Raw genomic sequence first — 17291 nt, forward strand, 5'->3', positions numbered from 1 at the left:
TGCGGACCCCGGTGGCGCGACCATCCGACAAAGCTTCAACGAGGACATCTCATGAGACTCCAGGGCAAGACCGCACTCGTCACTGCGGCCGGACAGGGCATAGGCCACGCGAGCGCGCTCGCACTCGCGGCCGAGGGCGCCCAGGTATGGGCCACCGATGTCAACGAGAAACTGCTCGACCGCTATGCAGGCGTCGCCAACATCAAGACCGCGCGGCTCGACGTGCTCGACAGGGCCGCCATCGACGCCTTCGTGAAGACGCTCCCCACAGTCGACGTGCTGTTCAACTGTGCGGGAGTGGTGCACAACGGCACGGCGCTGGACGCCACCGATGCGGACCTCGAGTTCGCCTTCCAGCTCAACGTGCGCGCGCAGTTCTGGACCATCCAGGCCGTCCTGCCGGGCATGCTCGCCGCCGGACGCGGCAGCATCATCAACATGGCCAGCGTGTGCTCCAGCATGAAGGGTTTGCCGAATCGCTTCGTGTACGGCACGACCAAGGCCGCAGTGCTCGGTCTCACGAAGAGCGTCGCGGCCGACTTCGTGACCAAGGGCATCCGCTGCAACGCGGTATGCCCCGGCACGGTCGATACGCCGTCGCTCGGCGATCGCATCAACGCCAACGCCGACCCTGAAGAAGCGCGCAAGGCCTTCATCGCCCGCCAGCCGATGGGCCGGCTCGCGAAGGCCGAGGAGATCGCGCCGGTCGTGGTCTTCCTGGCGAGCGACGAATCGATTTTTGCCACCGGGCAGGCCTTCACGGTCGACGGAGGCATCACCATATGAACCAGCTCGACTTCGCGGGCCGGCACGCCGTCGTCACGGGCGGCGCGACCGGCCTCGGGTACGGCATCGTGCAACGCCTGCTGGCCTCGGGCGGCAGCGTGACGATCTGGGACCGCGACGGCGAAGCCGCCACCAAGGCCGCTTGGTCGCTCGGCGCCAAGGCCTTCGCGCTCACCGTCGACGTGACGCAGCCGCCGTCCGTGGCCAAGGCCGTTGCCGCCACGCTCGCGCAGGCCGGGCGCATCGACGCGCTCATCAACAGCGCCGGCATTACCGGGCCCAACACCAAGCTTTGGGAATACCCGGTCGATGCCTGGCGGCAGGTGATGGACGTCAACCTCAACGGCCCCTTCATCTGCTGCCGCGAAGTCGTCTCGCAGATGCGCGTTCAGGGCTACGGCCGCATCGTCAACATCGCCTCTGTGGCGGGCAAGGACGGCAACCCCAATGCCAGTGCCTACAGCGCCAGCAAGGCGGGTCTGATCGCACTCACCAAGTCGCTCGGCAAGGAACTCGCCGACACGGGCATCCGCGTGAACTGCGTGACGCCGGCGGCGGTGAAGACCGCGATCTTCGACCAGATGTCACCGGACCACATCGCGTTCATGCTCTCGAAGATCCCGATGGGCCGATTCGGCAAGGTGGAGGAGATTGCCGCGATGGTCGCCTGGCTTTGCACTGAAGATTGCTCGTTCTCCACTGGCGCCGTGTTCGATCTTTCCGGCGGTCGTTCCACCTATTGATTTCAGAAGAAAGGACAACATGAAACTCGTTCGCTATGGCAACCCCGGCAAGGAAAAGCCGGGCCTCGTCGACGACAACGGCCAGCTGCGCGACCTGAGCGCGGTGGTCAAGGACATCGGCCCCGATCAACTGGGCGATGCCGCGCTCGCCAAGTTGCGCAAGCTCAAGGTCGACAAGCTGCCGCTGGTCCGCGGCAAGCCGCGCTACGGCTGCCCGGTGGCGGGCGTCGGCAAGTTCATCGCCATCGGTCTCAACTATGCGGACCATGCGGCCGAATCCGGCATGCCCATCCCGAAAGAGCCGGTGGTCTTCACCAAGGCCATCAGTTGCATCCAGGGGCCGAACGATCCCGTGATGCTGCCCAAGGGCTCGGTCAAGGGCGACTGGGAAGTCGAGCTCGGCGTGGTGATCGGCACCCGTGCGCGCTACGTGTCGCAGAAGGATGCGCTCAACTACGTGGCGGGCTACTGCACCATCAACGACGTCAGCGAGCGCGAATGGCAGCTCGAGCGCGGCCTCACCTGGGACAAGGGCAAGGGATTCGACACCTTCGGCCCGATCGGCCCCTGGCTGGTCACGCGGGACGAGGTGCCCAATCCGCAGAAGCTCGCGATGTGGCTCGATCTCAACGGCAAGCGCGTGCAGACCGGCAGCACCAAGACCATGATCTTCAACGTCGCCAAGCTGGTGAGCTACGTGAGCCAGCTCAATACGCTGGAGCCTGGCGACATCATCACGACCGGCACGCCACCCGGCGTGGGCATGGGCATGAAGCCCCCGGTCTTCCTGAAGAAGGGCGACGTGATGACGCTGGGCATTGAGGGCCTGGGCGAACAGCGCCAGGAGGTCGTGCCTTTCAAGCTCTGATTGCTGGACCGGCATTCGGCGGCAAGCCGATTGCAGATGGGGGCGGCGCCTGACGAGCTTGCGCTCTAGACAGAAAGACCTGCAAGTTTTGCAGGTCTTTCTTCTTTCGGAAGCCCCGAAACTGCTGCAAAATAGAACGATCGTTCGTTTTATTTTCAGCCCATCGATGTCCGACCCCGTCGCCGCCGCCAAGACCGTTCGTGCCCCCCAGAAGGGTCAGCAGACCAAGGCCGTCATCATTGACGCGGCGCTGAACCTCGCCGCGCAGATCGGCCTGGAGGGTCTGTCCATCGGCGCATTGGCCGAGGTCACGCAGATGAGCAAGTCGGGCGTGTTCGCCCATTTCGGCTCGCGCGAGGAGCTGCAGATTTCCGTGGTGCGCGAGTACCACACGCGTTTCGAGCAGGAAGTCTTCTACCCCGCGCTCGAGGCCGAACGCGGTCTGCCGCGCCTGCGCGCGATGTTCGCCAATTGGATGAAGCGCACCTCGGCCGAAATCGATTCCGGCTGCATCTATATCAGCGGCGCGGTCGAGTTCGACGACCGGCCCGGCCCGGTGCGCGATGCGCTGGCCGATTCCGTCAACACCTGGCTCGCGGCGATGTACCGCGCCGTCGTCCAGGCCAAGTCCGAAGGCCACCTGCGTGCTGACGCCGACGAGAAGCAGATCGCTTTCGAGATCCACGCACTGATCCTGGCGCTCCACTACGAGGCGCGATTCCTGCGCTCGCCCGATTCCCTGGCGCGTGCCAACGCCGGCTTCGACAACATCCTCGCGCGCTGCGCCTCGCCAGAGGCACCGCCCGCCGCCGCGACCGCCGCGACCGCCGCTCCTGCGCGCCGCCGCCTGAAGACCGTGCGCTGAGCGTGCGGCCCCCGGCACCTCTTTTCTCTTTTTTCTCTTCAAACCTTTATTTCCCGGAGATCCCCACATGCCCGCCTACACCCCTCCTCTTCGCGACATGCAGTTTGTGATGCACGAGGTGCTGAACGTCACCGAGGAGCTCAGGGCGCTTCCCAAGCACGCGGAAGTTGACGCCGAGACCATCAATGCGGTGCTGGAAGAGGGCGGCAAGTTCGCGTCCGAGGTGACCTTCCCGCTCAACATCAACGGTGACGAAGAAGGTTGCGTGCTCGACAAGACCACGCACGAGGTGAAGACGCCCAAGGGCTTCAAGGACGCATATGCACAGTTCGTCGAAGGCGGCTGGGCGGCGCTGTCCTGCGATCCGGCCTACGGCGGCCAGGGCTTGCCTTTCGTGGTGAACCAGTGCTTCTACGAGATGCTCAACTCCGCCAACCAGGCGTGGACGATGTACCCCGGCCTCTCGCACGGCGCCTACGAAGCCCTCGCGGCGCATGGCACCGACGAGCAGAAGAAGACCTACCTGCCCAAGCTCACGACCGGCGAATGGACCGGCACGATGTGCCTGACCGAACCGCATTGCGGCACCGACCTCGGCCTGCTGCGCACCAAGGCCGAACCGCAGGCCGACGGCACCTACAAGCTCACCGGCAACAAGATCTTCATCTCGGCCGGTGAACACGACATGGCCGCCAACATCATCCACCTGGTGCTGGCTCGCCTGCCGGACGCGCCCAAGGGCAGCAAGGGCATCAGCCTGTTCGTGGTGCCGAAGTTCAACGTCAAGGCCGACGGTTCGCTCGGCAGCCGCAACGGCATCTACTGCGGCGGGCTGGAGCACAAGATGGGCATCCACGGCAATGCCACGGCCCAGATGGTGCTCGAAGGCGCTACCGGCACGCTGGTCGGCCAGCCCAACAAGGGCCTCGCCGCGATGTTCGTGATGATGAACGCCGCCCGCCTGGGCGTCGGCAACCAGTCGCTGGGCCTGACCGAAGTGGCCTTCCAGAACGCGCTCGCCTACGCCAAGGACCGCATCCAGATGCGCTCGCTCTCCGGCGTGAAGGCGAAGGACAAGGACGCCGATCCGATCATCGTGCACCCCGACGTGCGCAAGATGCTGATGACCGCCAAGGCCTACGCCGAAGGCGGCCGTGCGCTGGCCATCTACTGCACGCTGCTGCTCGACAAGGAGCATCACCATCCCGACGAGAAGGTGCGCAAGGACTCCGGAGAGATCGTCGCGCTGCTCACTCCGATCGTGAAGGCCTTCATCACCGACAACGGCCACATTGCGACCAACGCCTGCATGCAGGTCTTTGGCGGCCACGGCTTCATCAAGGAATGGGGCATGGAGCAGTTCGTGCGCGACAACCGCATCAACATGATCTATGAAGGCACCAACACGATCCAGTCGCTGGACCTGTTGGGCCGCAAGGTACTGGGCAACAATGGCGCGACTCTGAAGAAGTTCGGCAAGCTCGTCGGCAAGCTGGTTGAAGAAGAAGGCGTCAACGAGAAGATGAGCGAGTTCATCACGCCGGTGGCGATCCTGGGCGACCAGCTCACCAAGTTCACGACCGAGATCGGCTTCAAGGGCTTCCAGAACCCGGACGAAGTCGGCGCCGCCGCGGTGGACTACCTGCGCGTCGCAGGCCACTTCGTGTTCGGCTACATGTTCGCGCTGATGGCGCGCGCCGCGCTGCGCGAGATCGCTGCCGGCAACGCCGATCCGTTCTACCAAGCCAAGCTGCAGACCGCGCGCTTCTACTTTGCCAAGCTGTTCCCCGAGACCGCGACGCTGATGCGCACCGCGCGTGCCGGCGCCGCGCCGTTGATGAACACCGACGCCGCACTGGCCTGAACGCCATGAAAGCGCTCTTCGCAGCCGTCGTCCTGGCAGCCGGCGCCACATCGGCGCTGGCGCAGATGAGCCCCGTGGGCCTCTGGCGCAGCGTCGATGACAAGACGGGTGAGTCCAAGGCAGAGATCCGGATCAGCGAACCGGGCGGTGCGCTGCAAGGCCGCATCGAGAAGACGCTTCGCAAGGACGCGAAGCCCGACGCCGTGTGCGAGGAGTGCACCGACGACCGCAAGGGCAAGCCCATGGCCGGCCTGGAAATCATCCGCGGCGGCAAGAAGGCCGAGGGCAAGGACGTCTGGGAAGGCGGAAAGATCCTCGACCCCGAGAACGGCAAGGAATACCGCGCGAGCTTGACGCCCATCGATGGCGGCAAGAAGCTCGAAGTGCGCGGCTACCTCGGTCCGTTCTGGCGCACCCAGACCTGGAACCGTGTGCAGTGAGCCCACCCCCGTTGCTTGCTCACTTCGTGTAGCCGCCTCCCCCCTCAAGGGGGCAACACCGGTGGCCCGGCGGAGCCGGTTCCACGGTGTTTCCCGAATCAGTCAGTCAGAACTTTTGTAGGACCTCTGTTATGTCCAGATTTCAAGTGAAAAAGGTCGCCGTGCTCGGTGCCGGTGTGATGGGCGCGCAGATCGCGGCCCACCTCGTGAACGTGCGTGTGCCTGTCGTGCTGTTCGACTTGCCTGCGAAGGAAGGGTCGAAGAACGGCATCGTGACGCGCGCCATCGACAACCTGAAGAAGCTCAAGCCCGCGCCGCTCGGCGACGTGGCCGATGCCGGTCTCATCGAGCAGGCCAACTATGAGGACGATCTCGCCAAGCTCGGCGAATGCGACCTGGTGATCGAAGCCATTGCCGAGCGCATGGACTGGAAGCTCGATCTCTACAAGAAGATCGCGCCCCACGTCGCGAAGCACGCGATCCTGGCCTCGAACACCTCGGGCCTGTCGATCACCAAGCTCAGCGAAGCACTGCCCGAGGCGCTCAAGCCGAGCTTCTGCGGCATTCACTTCTTCAACCCGCCGCGCTACATGTTCCTGGTCGAGCTGATCAACACGCCGACCACCAAGCCCGAAGTGCTCGACCAACTCGAAGCCTTCGTCACCAGCACGCTCGGCAAGGGCGTGGTGCGTGCGTACGACACGCCCAACTTCATCGCCAACCGCGTCGGCATCGCCGGCATGCTCGCCACGCTGAAGGAAGTCGAGAAGTTCGGCCTGACGCCTGACGTGGTGGACGACCTCACGGGCAAGAAGCTCGGCCGCGCCAGCTCCGGCACCTTCCGCACTGCCGACGTGGTGGGCCTCGACACGATGGCCCATGTCGTGAAGACGCTGCAGGACAACCTCGACGAGAAAAGCGATCCGTTCTACCCCAACTTCGCGACGCCGCCGGTGCTCGCCAAGCTGCTCGAACTGGGCAACCTGGGCCAGAAGACCAAGGCCGGCTTCTTCAAGAAGGCCGGGCGCGACTTCCTGCGCTTCGATCTGGCCAAGGGCGAGTACGTGCCCTCGGGTGACAAGGCCGACGAGGTCTACGGCCGCATGCTGAAGAAGCCCGCAGCCGAACGCCTGAAGCTGCTGCGCGAGAGCGAGGGCGCACAGGGCCAGTTCCTGTGGGCCATCCTGCGCGACAGCTTCCACTACGCGGCTGTGCACCTTGCGACCATCGCCGAGAGCGCGCGCGACATCGATTTCGCGATGCGCTGGGGCTTCGGCATGAAGCAAGGTCCGTTCGAGCTGTGGCAGGAAGCGGGCTGGACGCAGGTCGCGAAGTGGATCCAGGAAGACATCGATGCCGGAAAGGCGCTCGCGAATGTGCCGCTGCCTCAGTGGGTCTTCGAAGGCCCGGTGGCCGAAGCCGGTGGCGTGCACACGCCGGAAGGCTCCTGGAGCGCATCGAAGAACACCTTCATCGCGCCACGACGCCTGCCGGTGCACGAGCGCCAACTCTTCCCCGAGAGCGTTCTGGGTGCCAACGCACCTGACGCCAACAAGGCCGGAACGACGATCCAGGACGAAGGCGACGTGCGCCTCTGGACGCTGGACGGCGAAGTCCTCATCGCGAGCATCCATTCGAAGATGCACGCCATCAGCCCCGACGTCGCCGAGGCGCTGGCCGCGGGCGTCGAGTTGGCCGAAAAGGACTACAAGGCGATGGTGATCTGGTCGCCCGATGAAATGTTCTCGGTCGGCGCCGACCTGCAGGCGATGCTTCCGGCCTTCGTGGTCGCCGGCATCGGCGCGGTCGAAGCGGCGGAAGAAGAACTGCAGAACGTCATGCTCAAGATCCGCTATGCCAGCGTGCCGGTCGTCTCGGCCGTGCGTGGCATGGCGTTGGGCGGCGGTTGCGAGCTCGCGGTTCATTCGGCCAAGCGTGTCGCCGCGATGGAAAGCTACATCGGCCTCGTGGAAGTCGGCGTCGGCCTCATCCCCGGCGCAGGCGGCCTGACCTACATTGCACGCCGCGCCGCAGAGAACGCGGCCGCATCGACCGGCACTGACCTGCTGCCTTTCCTGACCGAGGGATTCACCGCCGCGGCCATGGCCAAGGTCGGCACCAGCGCGCTCGAATCGAAGAAGCTCGGCTACCTGCTCGACAGCGACGTGATCGTTCCCAACAAGGACGAACTGCTCTACGTCGCGCTGCAGCAGGCGAAGGCAATGGCCGACGCCGGATGGCGCCCGCCGCTGCGCCGCCAGTTCAAGGTTGCGGGCCGCAGCGGCGCCGCGACCATCAAGGGCCAGCTGGTCAACATGCGTGACGGCGGCTTCATCAGTGCCCACGACTTCCACATCGCGAGCCTGATCGCGGGCGTCGTCACCGGCGGCGACGTCGATGCCGGGTCGCTTGTTACGGAGGAATACCTGATGACGCTCGAGCGAAAGGCCTTCTGCTCGCTCATCGTGCACCCCAAGACGCAAGAACGAATCATGGGAATGCTCTCGACCGGCAAGCCGGTGCGCAACTAAGGACAGACATCATGAGCAAGCAAATCCAGGACGCCTACATCGTCTCCGCCACTCGTACGCCGATCGGCAAGTCGCATCGCGGCTACTTCCGCAACTACCGGCCCGACGACCTGCTCGCGACCACGCTGAAGGCGGCGCTCGCGGCGGTGCCCGGGCTGGACCCGAAGTCGATCGAGGACATCATTTGCGGCTGCGCGATTCCCGAGGCGCAACAGGGCCTCAACGTCGCGCGCATCGGCGCGGTGCTGGCGGGGCTCCCCAACAGCATCGGCGGCATTACCGTCAATCGCTTCTGCGCTTCCGGCCTGTCGGCGGTGCAGATGGCGGCCGATCGCATCCGCGTCGGCGAGGCCGAGGTGATGATCGCGGCCGGCGTCGAGAGCATGAGCATGGTGCCGATGATGGGCAATTCGCCCTCGCTGTCGCCGTCGATCTTCGAGCGCGAAGGCGACGTCGGGATTGCCTACGGCATGGGCCTCACGGCCGAGAAGGTCGCGCAGCAGTGGAAGATCAGCCGCGACGCGCAGGACGCCTTTGCGCTGCAGTCGCACCAGCGCGCACTGGCCGCGCAGCAGGCCGGCGAGTTCGCCGACGAGATCACGCCGATCGAAGTCACGGACCGCACGCCCGATCTTGCGACCGGCGAGCCGATCGTCAAGACCCGCACCGTAAGCCTGGACGAAGGCGCGCGCCCTGACACCTCGATCGAAGGCCTTGCCAAGCTGCGCACCGTGTTCGCGGCACGCGGCTCGGTCACGGCCGGCAACAGCTCGCAGACCTCGGACGGTGCGGGTGCGCTGATCCTTGCCAGCGAGAAGGCCTGCAAGCAGTACGACCTGAAGCCGCTCGCGCGCTTCGTGAGTTTCGCCAGCAAGGGCGTGCCGCCGCACATCATGGGCATTGGCCCGATCGAGGCGATCCCGGCCGCGCTGCGCTATGCGGGGCTGACGCAGGACGCCATCGACTGGATCGAACTCAACGAAGCCTTCGCGGCCCAGTCGATCGCGGTGATGAACACGCTCGGCCTCGACCCGGCCAAGGTCAATCCGATGGGCGGCGCGATCGCACTGGGCCACCCCCTGGGTGCGACGGGCGCGATCCGCTCCGCGACGGTGATTCATGCACTGCAGCGCAAGAAGCTGAAGTACGGCATGGTCACGATGTGCGTCGGCATGGGGCAGGGCGCGGCGGGCATCTTCGAGCGCGTGTAAGCCTCAGGGTTTGTGAGCAGGCGCAGGCGTCTCCGATACGACTGCATGATCCATCGGCACGGAGGCACACTGCGGCCATGAAATCACATCCCCTCGACAAGGCCCTCGCGCTGGAGCACAGCGACATCCAGGCGGGGCTCTTCACCGGCACCACGAGTCCGGACTACTGGAACATGGTGGGGCCCTTCGGTGGCACGACGGCGGCGGTGATGCTGCAGTCGGTGCTGCGGCATCCGGACCTGCTCGGAGAGCCCATTGCGCTGACGGTCAACTACGCGGCCGCGATCGAAGAAGGCACCTTCGAAGTGCAGGCCGTACCGGTGCGCACCAATCGCTCGACGCAGCACTGGACGGTGCAGATGACCCAGTCCGGCTCCGAAGGCAGGCCCCATGTCACAACCACGGCCACTGTGGTCACGGCCGTGCGGCGCGAGACCTGGGGCGTCAACGATCTTCCCATGCCCGAAGTGCCGTCACCCGAGCGGGTCGAGCGCCTGAGCATCGGACCGGCCCGGGTTGCGTGGCTCGAGCGGTACGAGATGCGGCCGATCAGCGGCTCGATCCCGACGCGCTGGGACGGCAGCGGCGACCACAGCGAAACGCGCATGTGGCTGCGTGACTCGGAGCCGCGGCCGCTGGACTTCGCCTCGCTCGCAGCATTGAGCGACACCTTCTATCCGCGCGTCTGGCTGCGGCGTGCGACGCACGTGCCGATCGGGACCGTGTCGATCACGACCTACTTCCACACCGACGCTCAGCTGCTGTCCGAGATCGGCACGGGCTACTTGCTGGGCCGCGCGACGGGGCAGCAGTTCCGCAACGGCTACTTCGACCAGGCTGCGCAGCTCTGGAGCGAGTCGGGCGCACTATTGGCGACCAGCAATCAGATCGTCTACTTCAAGGAATGACCATGAACAAGGCAGCACTGATCGTCGGCGCCGGCGATGCCACTGGCGGGGCCATTGCACGCCGGTTCGCTCGCGAGGGCTATGCGACCTGCGTCACGCGGCGCAGCCTCGACAAGCTCCAGCCCCTGGTCGCGCAGATCGAGGCCGAAGGCGGCAAGGCGCATGCATTCGCCAGCGACGCGCGCAAGGAAGAAGAAGTCGTTGCGCTCATCGAGCAGATCGAATCGACCGTCGGCCCGATCGAAGTGCTGGTCTTCAACATCGGCGCCAATGTGCCTGAGAGCATCCTGACCGAGACGGCGCGCAAGTACTTCAAGGTCTGGGAGATGGCCTGCTTCTCCGGCTTCCTGAACGGGCGCGAGGTGGCCAAGCGCATGGTGGCGCGCGAGCTGCCGGAAGGCGCACACCGCGGCACGATCATCTTTACTGGCGCCACCGCATCGATGCGGGGGGCGGCCAACTTTGGCGCCTTCTCGGGCGCCAAGATGGCCCTGCGGGCACTGGCCCAGAGCATGGCGCGCGAGCTCGGCCCTCGCGGCATTCACGTCGCGCACTCCATCATCGATGGCGCGATCGATACCGAATTCATCCGCAGCAACTTTCCAGACCGCTATGCGCTGAAGGCGCAGGATGGCATCCTCAATCCCGAGCACATCGCCGACGCCTACTGGATGCTGCATTCGCAGCCGCGCGACGCCTGGACGCACGAGCTGGACCTGCGGCCGTGGTCCGAGAAGTTCTGAGGAGACAACGCACATGACGACGCGATCCGTCGATTTCTATTTCGATTTCGGCAGCCCCGCCTCTTACCTGGCCGCCACGCAGCTGCCGCACCTGTGCGCCGACGTGGGCGCCGAACTGGTGTGGAAGCCGATGCTCCTCGGCGGCGTGTTCCAGGCCACCGGCAACCATTCGCCGGCCACCATTCCCGCCAAGGGCCCGTATGTGTTCAGTGACCTGGCGCGCTTTGCACGGCGCTACGGGGTGCCGCTGCAACACAATCCGAACTTTCCGGTCAACACACTGCTGCTGATGCGCGGTGCCATCGGCATGCAGATGCATGAACCCGAGCGCTTTCGCGCTTACGTCGACGCCATGTTCCGAGCGATGTGGGTCGAACCGCGCAACCTCAACGATCCCGCGACGGTGGGCGTCGTGCTGCAGGAGGCGGGCTTCGATCCCGCCAAAATGCTGGCGCTCGCCAACGCGCAGGACGTCAAGGACCACCTCAAGGCAGCGACCCAGGCCGCAGTGCAGCGTGGCGTTTTCGGCGCACCGACCATGTTCGTCGGCGACGAGATGTTCTGGGGCCAGGACCGGCTCGATTTCGTTCGCGAGGCGCTCGGCGCCTGAACCTCTTTTCTTTGCAAGGACTCACCATGAGCGACATCCTCGTCCACACCGAAGCCGGTGTGATGACCATCACTTTCAACCGCCTCGACAAGAAGAATTCGATCACCAGCGCGATGTACGGCGAATTGGCCGATGCGCTGGGCAAGGCCGAGCACGACAAAGAGGTGCGCGCAGTGCTGATCCAGGGCGACGCGACGATCTTCAGCGCCGGCAACGACATCGGCGACTTCCTCAACGGTCCACCCTCGACGCAGGAATCGCCGGTGTTCCGCTTCCTGCGCGGCATCGCCACATTCCCGAAGCCGATCGTGGCGGCCGTGTGCGGCCCCGCAGTGGGCATCGGCACGACGATGCTGTTCCACTGCGACCTCGTCTACGCCGGCGACAACGCTGCTTTTTCGATGCCCTTCGTGAACCTGGGCCTGTGCCCCGAGGCCGCGTCGAGCCTGCTGGTGCCTCAGATGTTCGGCTACCACCGGGCGGCCGAGGCGCTGCTGCTGGGCGAGCCTTTCATGGCTGAAGCGGCGCTGGAAGTGGGCCTGGTCAACCGCGTGGTGCCGCCGACCGAAGCCAACGCCATCGCGCAGGCACAGGCGCGCAAGCTGGCGGCCAAGCCGCTGAGCGCGCTGATCGAGACCAAGCGCTTGATGAAGAAGTCGCAGCAGGCCGCAGTGCTGGAGCGCATGGGCGAGGAAGGCCAGAGCTTCGGCCGCATGCTGCGCGAACCCGCTGCGCGCGAGGCCTTCACGGCCTTCATGGAAAAGCGCCGGCCCGATTTTTCGAAGGTCTGAGCGCGGGTGCCGGCCTCGCCGGGGCCGTCACCCGTGCTCCGGGTGCTCACCCGGCGAATTCAGGTGCTCTCGAATGGCCTCGCTCAGCGCCAGGCAGATCCTCGCCTTCGGAGCGCCCGTCAGCCAGGCGAGTCCCACTGGGGGCAGATTCCAAGGCAGGGGTTGCGGCAGCATTTCCGCCGCACCGCCTGCCGCGACCGCCCGGGCCACATCGCCGGGAAGGACCGTCACCCCGCGGGGCATCTGGAGCAGCGCTGACGAGATCGTGCGCACCGCGTAGGCCTCCAATGCGGGAACGGGCACACGCTGTCCGGCCGCCGAAAAAGTCGCGTCGATCATCTGCCGGATGGGCGTGTGAGGCGGCGGGAAGATCCAGTCCATGTCGGAGAGCTGTGCGATGTCGAGCGGGGCGTGGCGCATCAGCGGGCCCGCGCTCGCCCGAGCGACGACCAGGTGCGCCTGCTGCCGATACAGCAGCACCTGCTCCAGGTCATCTTCCGTGCTGGCGCTGGAGAATCGACAAATGGCGCAATCCAGCGTGCGATCGCGCAGGCCGTTCAGCAGGGGCCCGGTAGTGTCCTCTTGTGTGTACAGCAACAGCCGCGGCCGCAAGTCGAACAGGTGCTTCCACAGGGCGTCCAAGGCCGGAGGAGATACGTAGGGGATGAGGCCGATGCGCAATCTCCCCTGCCATCCTTCGCGCACGCCTTCGAGTTCCCTCAGCAGTGCCTCGTTGTCGGCAATGGCGAGCCGTGCCCTGGCGACCACGACCTCGCCGGCGGCTGTGGGCTCCAAGCCACGTCGCGTGCGCAGGAAAAGCGGCTGCATGAAGATGTCCTCGATGTCGGCGAGGGCCCGCGTGACCGTGGGCTGGGTCAAGGACAGCTGCCTGGCGACGCCCGTCACCGAACGATGTCGGGCGAAAGCCAGCAACAGGGCGTAGTGCCGCATCTTCAAGCGGTTTTCGAGACGTGGCGCCAGAGGGTCGATCGATTGCATAGAACAATGTGCATTCGTTGATGCAAAGATATTCTATTTTTTCTATTCAACAATCTACACTTTTGCGCACCCCTGGCTCTCTTCGTAGGCGTTTGAAAATGATCTCCCGTATTCGCCGCAGCTTGGCCGCACTCGCTCTGCTTGGTGCGGCTTCCGTCGCTTGCGCGGCTTTCCCCGACAGGCCCATCACCCTGATCGTTCCCTGGGCGGCGGGCGGATCGACCGACATCCTTGCCCGCGCCCTGGCCGAGCAACTGACCCGGTCCCTGGGCCAGCCGGTCATCGTCGACAACCGGGCTGGTGCCTCCGGAAACATCGGCTCCAACATGGTCGCCAAGGCCAAGCCCGATGGCTATACGCTGCTGGTCGGCTCGATGAGCACGCACGCCATGAATCCGGCGCTGATGGCGATGCCATTCAAGGGTGTCGAGGACTTCACCCCGATCGCCCAACTGGCCAACGTGGTGAATACCTTGGTGATCAACCCGTCGGTGCCCGCCAGGAACGTCGCAGAACTGATTGCCTACGCGAAGGCCAATCCAGGCAAGCTGGCCTATGCAAGCGCGGGGGGCGGGTCCACGAACCACCTCAGCGCGGTGTTGTTCGAGAAGGCCGCGGGTATCCAGATGCTGCATGTGCCGTACAAAGGCGGCGCCCCCGCCGTCCTGGATACCGTGAGCAATCAGACCCAGGTGCTCTTCTCGGCCGGGACCCAGACCCTTCCTCACGTGAAGGCCGGCAAGCTCAACCTGCTCGCGGTGACCGAAGCGAAGCGCTCCTCGCTGCTGCCGCAGGTGCCGACCGTCGCGGAAACGCTGCCCGGCTACGAACTCGGTGTCTGGTACGGCTTGTTCGGGCCCGCCAACATGCCGAAGGAACTGGTCGAGCGTCTGAACGAGGCGGCGAACCAGGCGCTGGCCGATACGGCGATTCGCTCTCGCATGGACGCCATCGGCGTCGAGATCGTCCAGGGAACGCCGCAGCAGTTTTCGACGGTGTTGCGTCGCGATGCAGATCGCTACGGCAAGGTCATTCGCGATCTCAACATCAAGGCGGACTGATGCCGAGTTGCGATTCGCAGTTGTGCCTGCCTCTCGGCGCGGCTGCCGAACTTTGCGAAGCGTTGTCGCGGACGCGTAACTTTGCCCAGGCGATGTCGGCTCTGGAAGGCGCTCGCCGGGATCTGCTGGGTGATGGCTTGCTGACTGTCAATGTGCGCACCGACCGAATCGATGAAGCAAGCGAATCCGGCGCGGAACTCCAGCGCATATGGAGTTCGAACATCGACGCCTATCCCGTTGCGGGCCGCAAGCGCAAGTCGTGGACGCCCTGGGCACTCCAGTTGCTCGGGCGTGCCGAGGTTTTCGTTGGCGAGGGGACCGACGCGCTGAAGGAAGCCTTCAGCGACCACGCGCTCATTGCCTCGCTGGGCCTGCGGTCGATCGTCAACGTGCCCTTGATGGACGACTGCGGCGACTGCTTTGCGACCTTCAACGTTCTGACGCACCGCGACAAGTGGGAGCCCCGAGACGTCATCGCGATTCGACTGCTCGCGCTCCTGGCGACCCCGGCGGTGGCTCGCGAAGCCTCGAAGCTCCGCAGTTGATCTTCGCGCGACCCATTGCCCTTCAAAGAATCAGACATGAGCTTCACGACACGCCCTGAGATCACCGGCACCTTTGGTGTTGCCGCCTCCACGCACTGGCTGGCTTCGCAGACTGCAATGGGGGTTCTCGAGCGAGGGGGGAATGCGTTCGACGCGGCGGTGGCCGGCGGCTTCGTGCTTCAGGTTGTCGAGCCGCACTTGAACGGACCTGGTGGCGAGGCGCCCATCCTGCTTTGGGACGAACGGCAGCGGAAGATGCTGTCGATCTGCGGGCAAGGGGTGGCCCCCGAGGCGGCGACGGTGGACGCGTTCCGTCGCATGGGGCTGGAGCAGGTGCCCGGCATCGGATTGCTGCCGGCCACGGTGCCAGGTGCCTTCGGCGCCTGGCTGACGATGCTGCGGGACCATGGCACCTGGTCGCTCGCCGACGTGATGGCACCGGCCATCGGCTATGCCCGCGACGGCTTCCCGCTGATACCCCGTGCCGTGCAGGCCATCACGGCCGTGCAGGACCTGTTTCGTGCGCACTGGCATTCATCGGCGGCCGTGTGGCTTCGCGACGATCGGGTGCCCGTGCCCGGTGCGCTGTACCGTTTGCCGGAACTGGCCTCAACCTGGGAACGCATCCTTCATACCGCCCAGCGGGAGGGAAGCAGCCGTGTGGAAGTCATCGACGCCGCGCTTCGCTGCTGGTACGAGGGCTTCGTGGCGACTGCGATCGACGTGTACTACCGCACGCAGGAAGTGCGGGACACGACGGGCGAGAAGCACAAGGGCTTGCTGCGCTACGACGACATGGCGCGGTGGCGGCCCACGGTCGAAGCGCCGCTCAGCATGGATTTCGGTCGCTACACGGTGGCGAAATGCGGATTCTGGAGCCAAGGGCCTGCATTCCTGCAGCAGATCGGAATGCTCCGCCACGCAGAGTTGGAGCGCCACCCGCCTCACACCGCGGGCTTCGTTCACCGCATTGCGGAAGCGGCCAAGCTGGCTTTGGCGGACCGGCTCGCGTGGTATGGGGCAGCGCCCGGCGCCTCTCGCCAGGCCCAGGCAGCGCTGCTGGCGGACGGGTACCTCCGACAGCGCTGGACGCAGGTGTCGGACCGCGCGAACGCCAGCCTCGACCCAGGCGCGCCGCTGGGCATGACGCCTCGATTGCCGGACCTGGATGCCGCCCGGCGCACGCTGCTTGCGGCAGACACCCGCTTCGGCGTCGGCGAACCCACCTTCGCGGCGCTTCCACCGGTGTCCGAGTGGCTGGAACGGGAAGTGTTCGTGGGCGACACCTGCCACATCGATGTGATCGACAGGCACGGCAACATGGTCGCCGCGACGCCGTCGGGAGGGTGGCTGTCTTCCAGTCCGGCGATTCCGGGCCTCGGCTTCTCGATCAACACCCGGCTGCAGATGACATGGCTGGACGAAGGCCTGCCGAACACCCTGTCGCCCGGCGTCATGCCTTGCACTTCGCTCTCGCCTTCGCTCGCGCTGCGGGACGGCGAGCCGTACATGGTGTTCGGTACACCGGGGGGAGACCAGCAGGATCAATGGTCGCCGGCCTTCTTCCTTCGGCACGTCGTGCATGGCATGAACTTGCAGGAAGCCATCGATGCGCCCGCGTGGCACGTGGACCACTTTCCGTCTTCCTTTTGGCCGCGCCAGACGACCTTGAATCGCCTGACGCTCGAATCCCGCTTTTCGGAGGACGTGGTTCGGCAATTGCGAGAGGCCGGTCACGACGTACGCGTCGGCGATCCGTGGTCCGAAGGCCGGATGTCGGCTTGTAGCCGGGAGCACGACGCGTGCGGTCGGCTCGTCCTTCGCGCGGGCGCCAACCCGCGTGGCATGCAGGGCTACGCGGTGGGCCGATAGGCCCCTGATCAGTCCTTCACGATCGGACGCGGCCGCCCGTTGTCGTCGATCGCCACGTAGGTGAAGGTGGCCTCGGTCACCTTGATGTACTCGCCCTGTGCCTTGAAACGCTCAGCGAAAACTTCCACCGTCACCGTGACCGAGGTGCGTCCGATCCGCTCCAGCTTGGAGTAGAACGACAGGATGTCGCCCAGCCTCACGGGCTGCTTGAACACGAATTCGTTGACGGCCACGGTCGCCATCCGGCCCTTGGCGTGGCGTGCCGGGATCACCGAGCCGGCCAGGTCGCACTGCGCCATCACCCAGCCGCCGAAGATGTCGCCGTTGGCGTTGCAGTCGGCGGGCATCGGAATCACCTTGAGCACCAGTTCCATATCAGCCGGAAGGCTTTTGAGCGTGGCGGTGAGGTTGGCACTGGAAGTGGCGGACATAGGCACAATCTGAAGAAAACGAA

The 17291-nt window shown here is 65.4% G+C and carries 17 protein-coding genes; 15 read left to right on the forward strand and 2 right to left on the reverse strand.

The features are described from left to right. Positions 1-51 precede the first annotated feature (51 nt). The 12 genes from QTI24_RS13475 (at position 52) to QTI24_RS13530 (ending at position 12360) form a co-directional block, all read left to right on the forward strand. Positions 52-786 carry an SDR family oxidoreductase gene (locus QTI24_RS13475; RefSeq protein WP_286601062.1) on the forward strand — a complete coding sequence of 245 codons (735 nt, stop codon included), beginning with the start codon at positions 52-54 and terminating at the stop codon, positions 784-786. Beyond that, complete coding sequence (locus tag QTI24_RS13480; protein WP_286601065.1) at positions 783-1529, forward strand: SDR family NAD(P)-dependent oxidoreductase; 747 nt, start codon at positions 783-785, stop codon at positions 1527-1529. Before QTI24_RS13475 ends, QTI24_RS13480 begins: the two co-directional genes overlap by 4 nt. Before the next feature lie 19 nt (positions 1530-1548). After that, a complete protein-coding gene (locus QTI24_RS13485; RefSeq protein WP_286601067.1) occupies positions 1549-2397 on the forward strand; it encodes a fumarylacetoacetate hydrolase family protein in 849 nt (282 codons plus the stop codon). A gap of 166 nt (positions 2398-2563) precedes the next feature. Further along, entirely contained in the window at positions 2564-3262 is a 699-nt protein-coding gene (locus QTI24_RS13490) for a TetR/AcrR family transcriptional regulator (RefSeq protein WP_286601069.1), read from the forward strand. 67 nt (positions 3263-3329) lie between these two features. Continuing rightward, positions 3330-5126 (forward strand): acyl-CoA dehydrogenase C-terminal domain-containing protein, encoded by a 1797-nt coding sequence (locus QTI24_RS13495; RefSeq protein ID WP_286601070.1) that lies wholly within the window; start codon positions 3330-3332, stop codon positions 5124-5126. Positions 5127-5131: 5 nt separating this feature from the next. Beyond that, positions 5132-5566 carry a DUF2147 domain-containing protein gene (locus tag QTI24_RS13500; protein WP_286601073.1) on the forward strand — a complete coding sequence of 145 codons (435 nt, stop codon included), beginning with the start codon at positions 5132-5134 and terminating at the stop codon, positions 5564-5566. A 131-nt stretch (positions 5567-5697) separates the two neighbouring features. After that, positions 5698-8097 carry a 3-hydroxyacyl-CoA dehydrogenase/enoyl-CoA hydratase family protein gene (locus QTI24_RS13505; protein ID WP_286601074.1) on the forward strand — a complete coding sequence of 800 codons (2400 nt, stop codon included), beginning with the start codon at positions 5698-5700 and terminating at the stop codon, positions 8095-8097. An 11-nt stretch (positions 8098-8108) separates the two neighbouring features. Then, entirely contained in the window at positions 8109-9308 is a 1200-nt protein-coding gene (locus tag QTI24_RS13510; RefSeq protein WP_286601076.1) for an acetyl-CoA C-acyltransferase, read from the forward strand. Positions 9309-9385: 77 nt separating this feature from the next. Further along, on the forward strand, positions 9386-10216 hold the full coding sequence (locus tag QTI24_RS13515; protein ID WP_286601077.1) for an acyl-CoA thioesterase: 831 nt from the start codon (positions 9386-9388) through the stop codon (positions 10214-10216). Beyond that, the gene (locus QTI24_RS13520) at positions 10213-10959 is read left to right on the forward strand and encodes an SDR family oxidoreductase (protein WP_286601080.1); all 747 of its coding nucleotides are present in this window, start codon (positions 10213-10215) and stop codon (positions 10957-10959) included. The genes QTI24_RS13515 and QTI24_RS13520 overlap by 4 nt, the downstream gene beginning before the upstream one ends. Before the next feature lie 13 nt (positions 10960-10972). Next, positions 10973-11569: a 2-hydroxychromene-2-carboxylate isomerase gene (locus QTI24_RS13525; protein ID WP_286601082.1), complete on the forward strand. Its 597-nt coding sequence runs from the start codon at positions 10973-10975 to the stop codon at positions 11567-11569. Positions 11570-11595: 26 nt separating this feature from the next. Continuing rightward, on the forward strand, positions 11596-12360 hold the full coding sequence (locus QTI24_RS13530) for an enoyl-CoA hydratase (RefSeq protein WP_286601084.1): 765 nt from the start codon (positions 11596-11598) through the stop codon (positions 12358-12360). Positions 12361-12387: 27 nt separating this feature from the next. Here QTI24_RS13530 and QTI24_RS13535 read toward each other — a convergent pair whose 3' ends face one another. Further along, positions 12388-13359 (reverse strand): LysR family transcriptional regulator, encoded by a 972-nt coding sequence (locus QTI24_RS13535; RefSeq protein ID WP_286601087.1) that lies wholly within the window; start codon positions 13357-13359, stop codon positions 12388-12390. Between the two features lie 98 nt (positions 13360-13457). Between QTI24_RS13535 and QTI24_RS13540 the strand changes: the two genes are divergently transcribed. The 3 genes from QTI24_RS13540 (at position 13458) to QTI24_RS13550 (ending at position 16837) form a co-directional block, all read left to right on the forward strand. Next, positions 13458-14420, forward strand: coding sequence for a Bug family tripartite tricarboxylate transporter substrate binding protein (locus QTI24_RS13540; RefSeq protein WP_286601089.1), 963 nt, complete (start codon positions 13458-13460; stop codon positions 14418-14420). A 92-nt stretch (positions 14421-14512) separates the two neighbouring features. Beyond that, positions 14513-14965, forward strand: a complete 453-nt coding sequence (locus tag QTI24_RS13545; RefSeq protein WP_286601091.1) for a GAF domain-containing protein — start codon at positions 14513-14515, stop codon at positions 14963-14965. Between the two features lie 36 nt (positions 14966-15001). Beyond that, positions 15002-16837: a gamma-glutamyltransferase family protein gene (locus QTI24_RS13550; RefSeq protein ID WP_286601093.1), complete on the forward strand. Its 1836-nt coding sequence runs from the start codon at positions 15002-15004 to the stop codon at positions 16835-16837. A gap of 8 nt (positions 16838-16845) precedes the next feature. Here the strand turns inward: QTI24_RS13550 and QTI24_RS13555 are convergent, their stop codons facing one another. Next, on the reverse strand, positions 16846-17268 hold the full coding sequence (locus tag QTI24_RS13555) for an acyl-CoA thioesterase (RefSeq protein WP_286601095.1): 423 nt from the start codon (positions 17266-17268) through the stop codon (positions 16846-16848). Positions 17269-17291 lie beyond the last annotated feature (23 nt).

The sequence above is a fragment of the Variovorax sp. J22P240 genome (genome assembly GCF_030316855.1).
Classification (GTDB): domain Bacteria; phylum Pseudomonadota; class Gammaproteobacteria; order Burkholderiales; family Burkholderiaceae_C; genus Variovorax.

Bases quoted from the DNA above. Each gene is read 5' to 3' on its own strand.
- QTI24_RS13475 (WP_286601062.1), top strand. From the start codon at position 52: ATGAGACTCCAGGGCAAGACCGCACTCGTCACTGCGGCCGGACAGGGC.
- QTI24_RS13480 (WP_286601065.1), top strand. From the start codon at position 783: ATGAACCAGCTCGACTTCGCGGGCCGGCACGCCGTCGTCACGGGCGGC.
- QTI24_RS13485 (WP_286601067.1), top strand. From the start codon at position 1,549: ATGAAACTCGTTCGCTATGGCAACCCCGGCAAGGAAAAGCCGGGCCTC.
- QTI24_RS13490 (WP_286601069.1), top strand. From the start codon at position 2,564: ATGTCCGACCCCGTCGCCGCCGCCAAGACCGTTCGTGCCCCCCAGAAG.
- QTI24_RS13495 (WP_286601070.1), top strand. From the start codon at position 3,330: ATGCCCGCCTACACCCCTCCTCTTCGCGACATGCAGTTTGTGATGCAC.
- QTI24_RS13500 (WP_286601073.1), top strand. From the start codon at position 5,132: ATGAAAGCGCTCTTCGCAGCCGTCGTCCTGGCAGCCGGCGCCACATCG.
- QTI24_RS13505 (WP_286601074.1), top strand. From the start codon at position 5,698: ATGTCCAGATTTCAAGTGAAAAAGGTCGCCGTGCTCGGTGCCGGTGTG.
- QTI24_RS13510 (WP_286601076.1), top strand. From the start codon at position 8,109: ATGAGCAAGCAAATCCAGGACGCCTACATCGTCTCCGCCACTCGTACG.
- QTI24_RS13515 (WP_286601077.1), top strand. From the start codon at position 9,386: ATGAAATCACATCCCCTCGACAAGGCCCTCGCGCTGGAGCACAGCGAC.
- QTI24_RS13520 (WP_286601080.1), top strand. From the start codon at position 10,213: ATGACCATGAACAAGGCAGCACTGATCGTCGGCGCCGGCGATGCCACT.
- QTI24_RS13525 (WP_286601082.1), top strand. From the start codon at position 10,973: ATGACGACGCGATCCGTCGATTTCTATTTCGATTTCGGCAGCCCCGCC.
- QTI24_RS13530 (WP_286601084.1), top strand. From the start codon at position 11,596: ATGAGCGACATCCTCGTCCACACCGAAGCCGGTGTGATGACCATCACT.
- QTI24_RS13535 (WP_286601087.1), bottom strand. From the start codon at position 13,359: ATGCAATCGATCGACCCTCTGGCGCCACGTCTCGAAAACCGCTTGAAG.
- QTI24_RS13540 (WP_286601089.1), top strand. From the start codon at position 13,458: ATGATCTCCCGTATTCGCCGCAGCTTGGCCGCACTCGCTCTGCTTGGT.
- QTI24_RS13545 (WP_286601091.1), top strand. From the start codon at position 14,513: ATGTCGGCTCTGGAAGGCGCTCGCCGGGATCTGCTGGGTGATGGCTTG.
- QTI24_RS13550 (WP_286601093.1), top strand. From the start codon at position 15,002: ATGAGCTTCACGACACGCCCTGAGATCACCGGCACCTTTGGTGTTGCC.
- QTI24_RS13555 (WP_286601095.1), bottom strand. From the start codon at position 17,268: ATGTCCGCCACTTCCAGTGCCAACCTCACCGCCACGCTCAAAAGCCTT.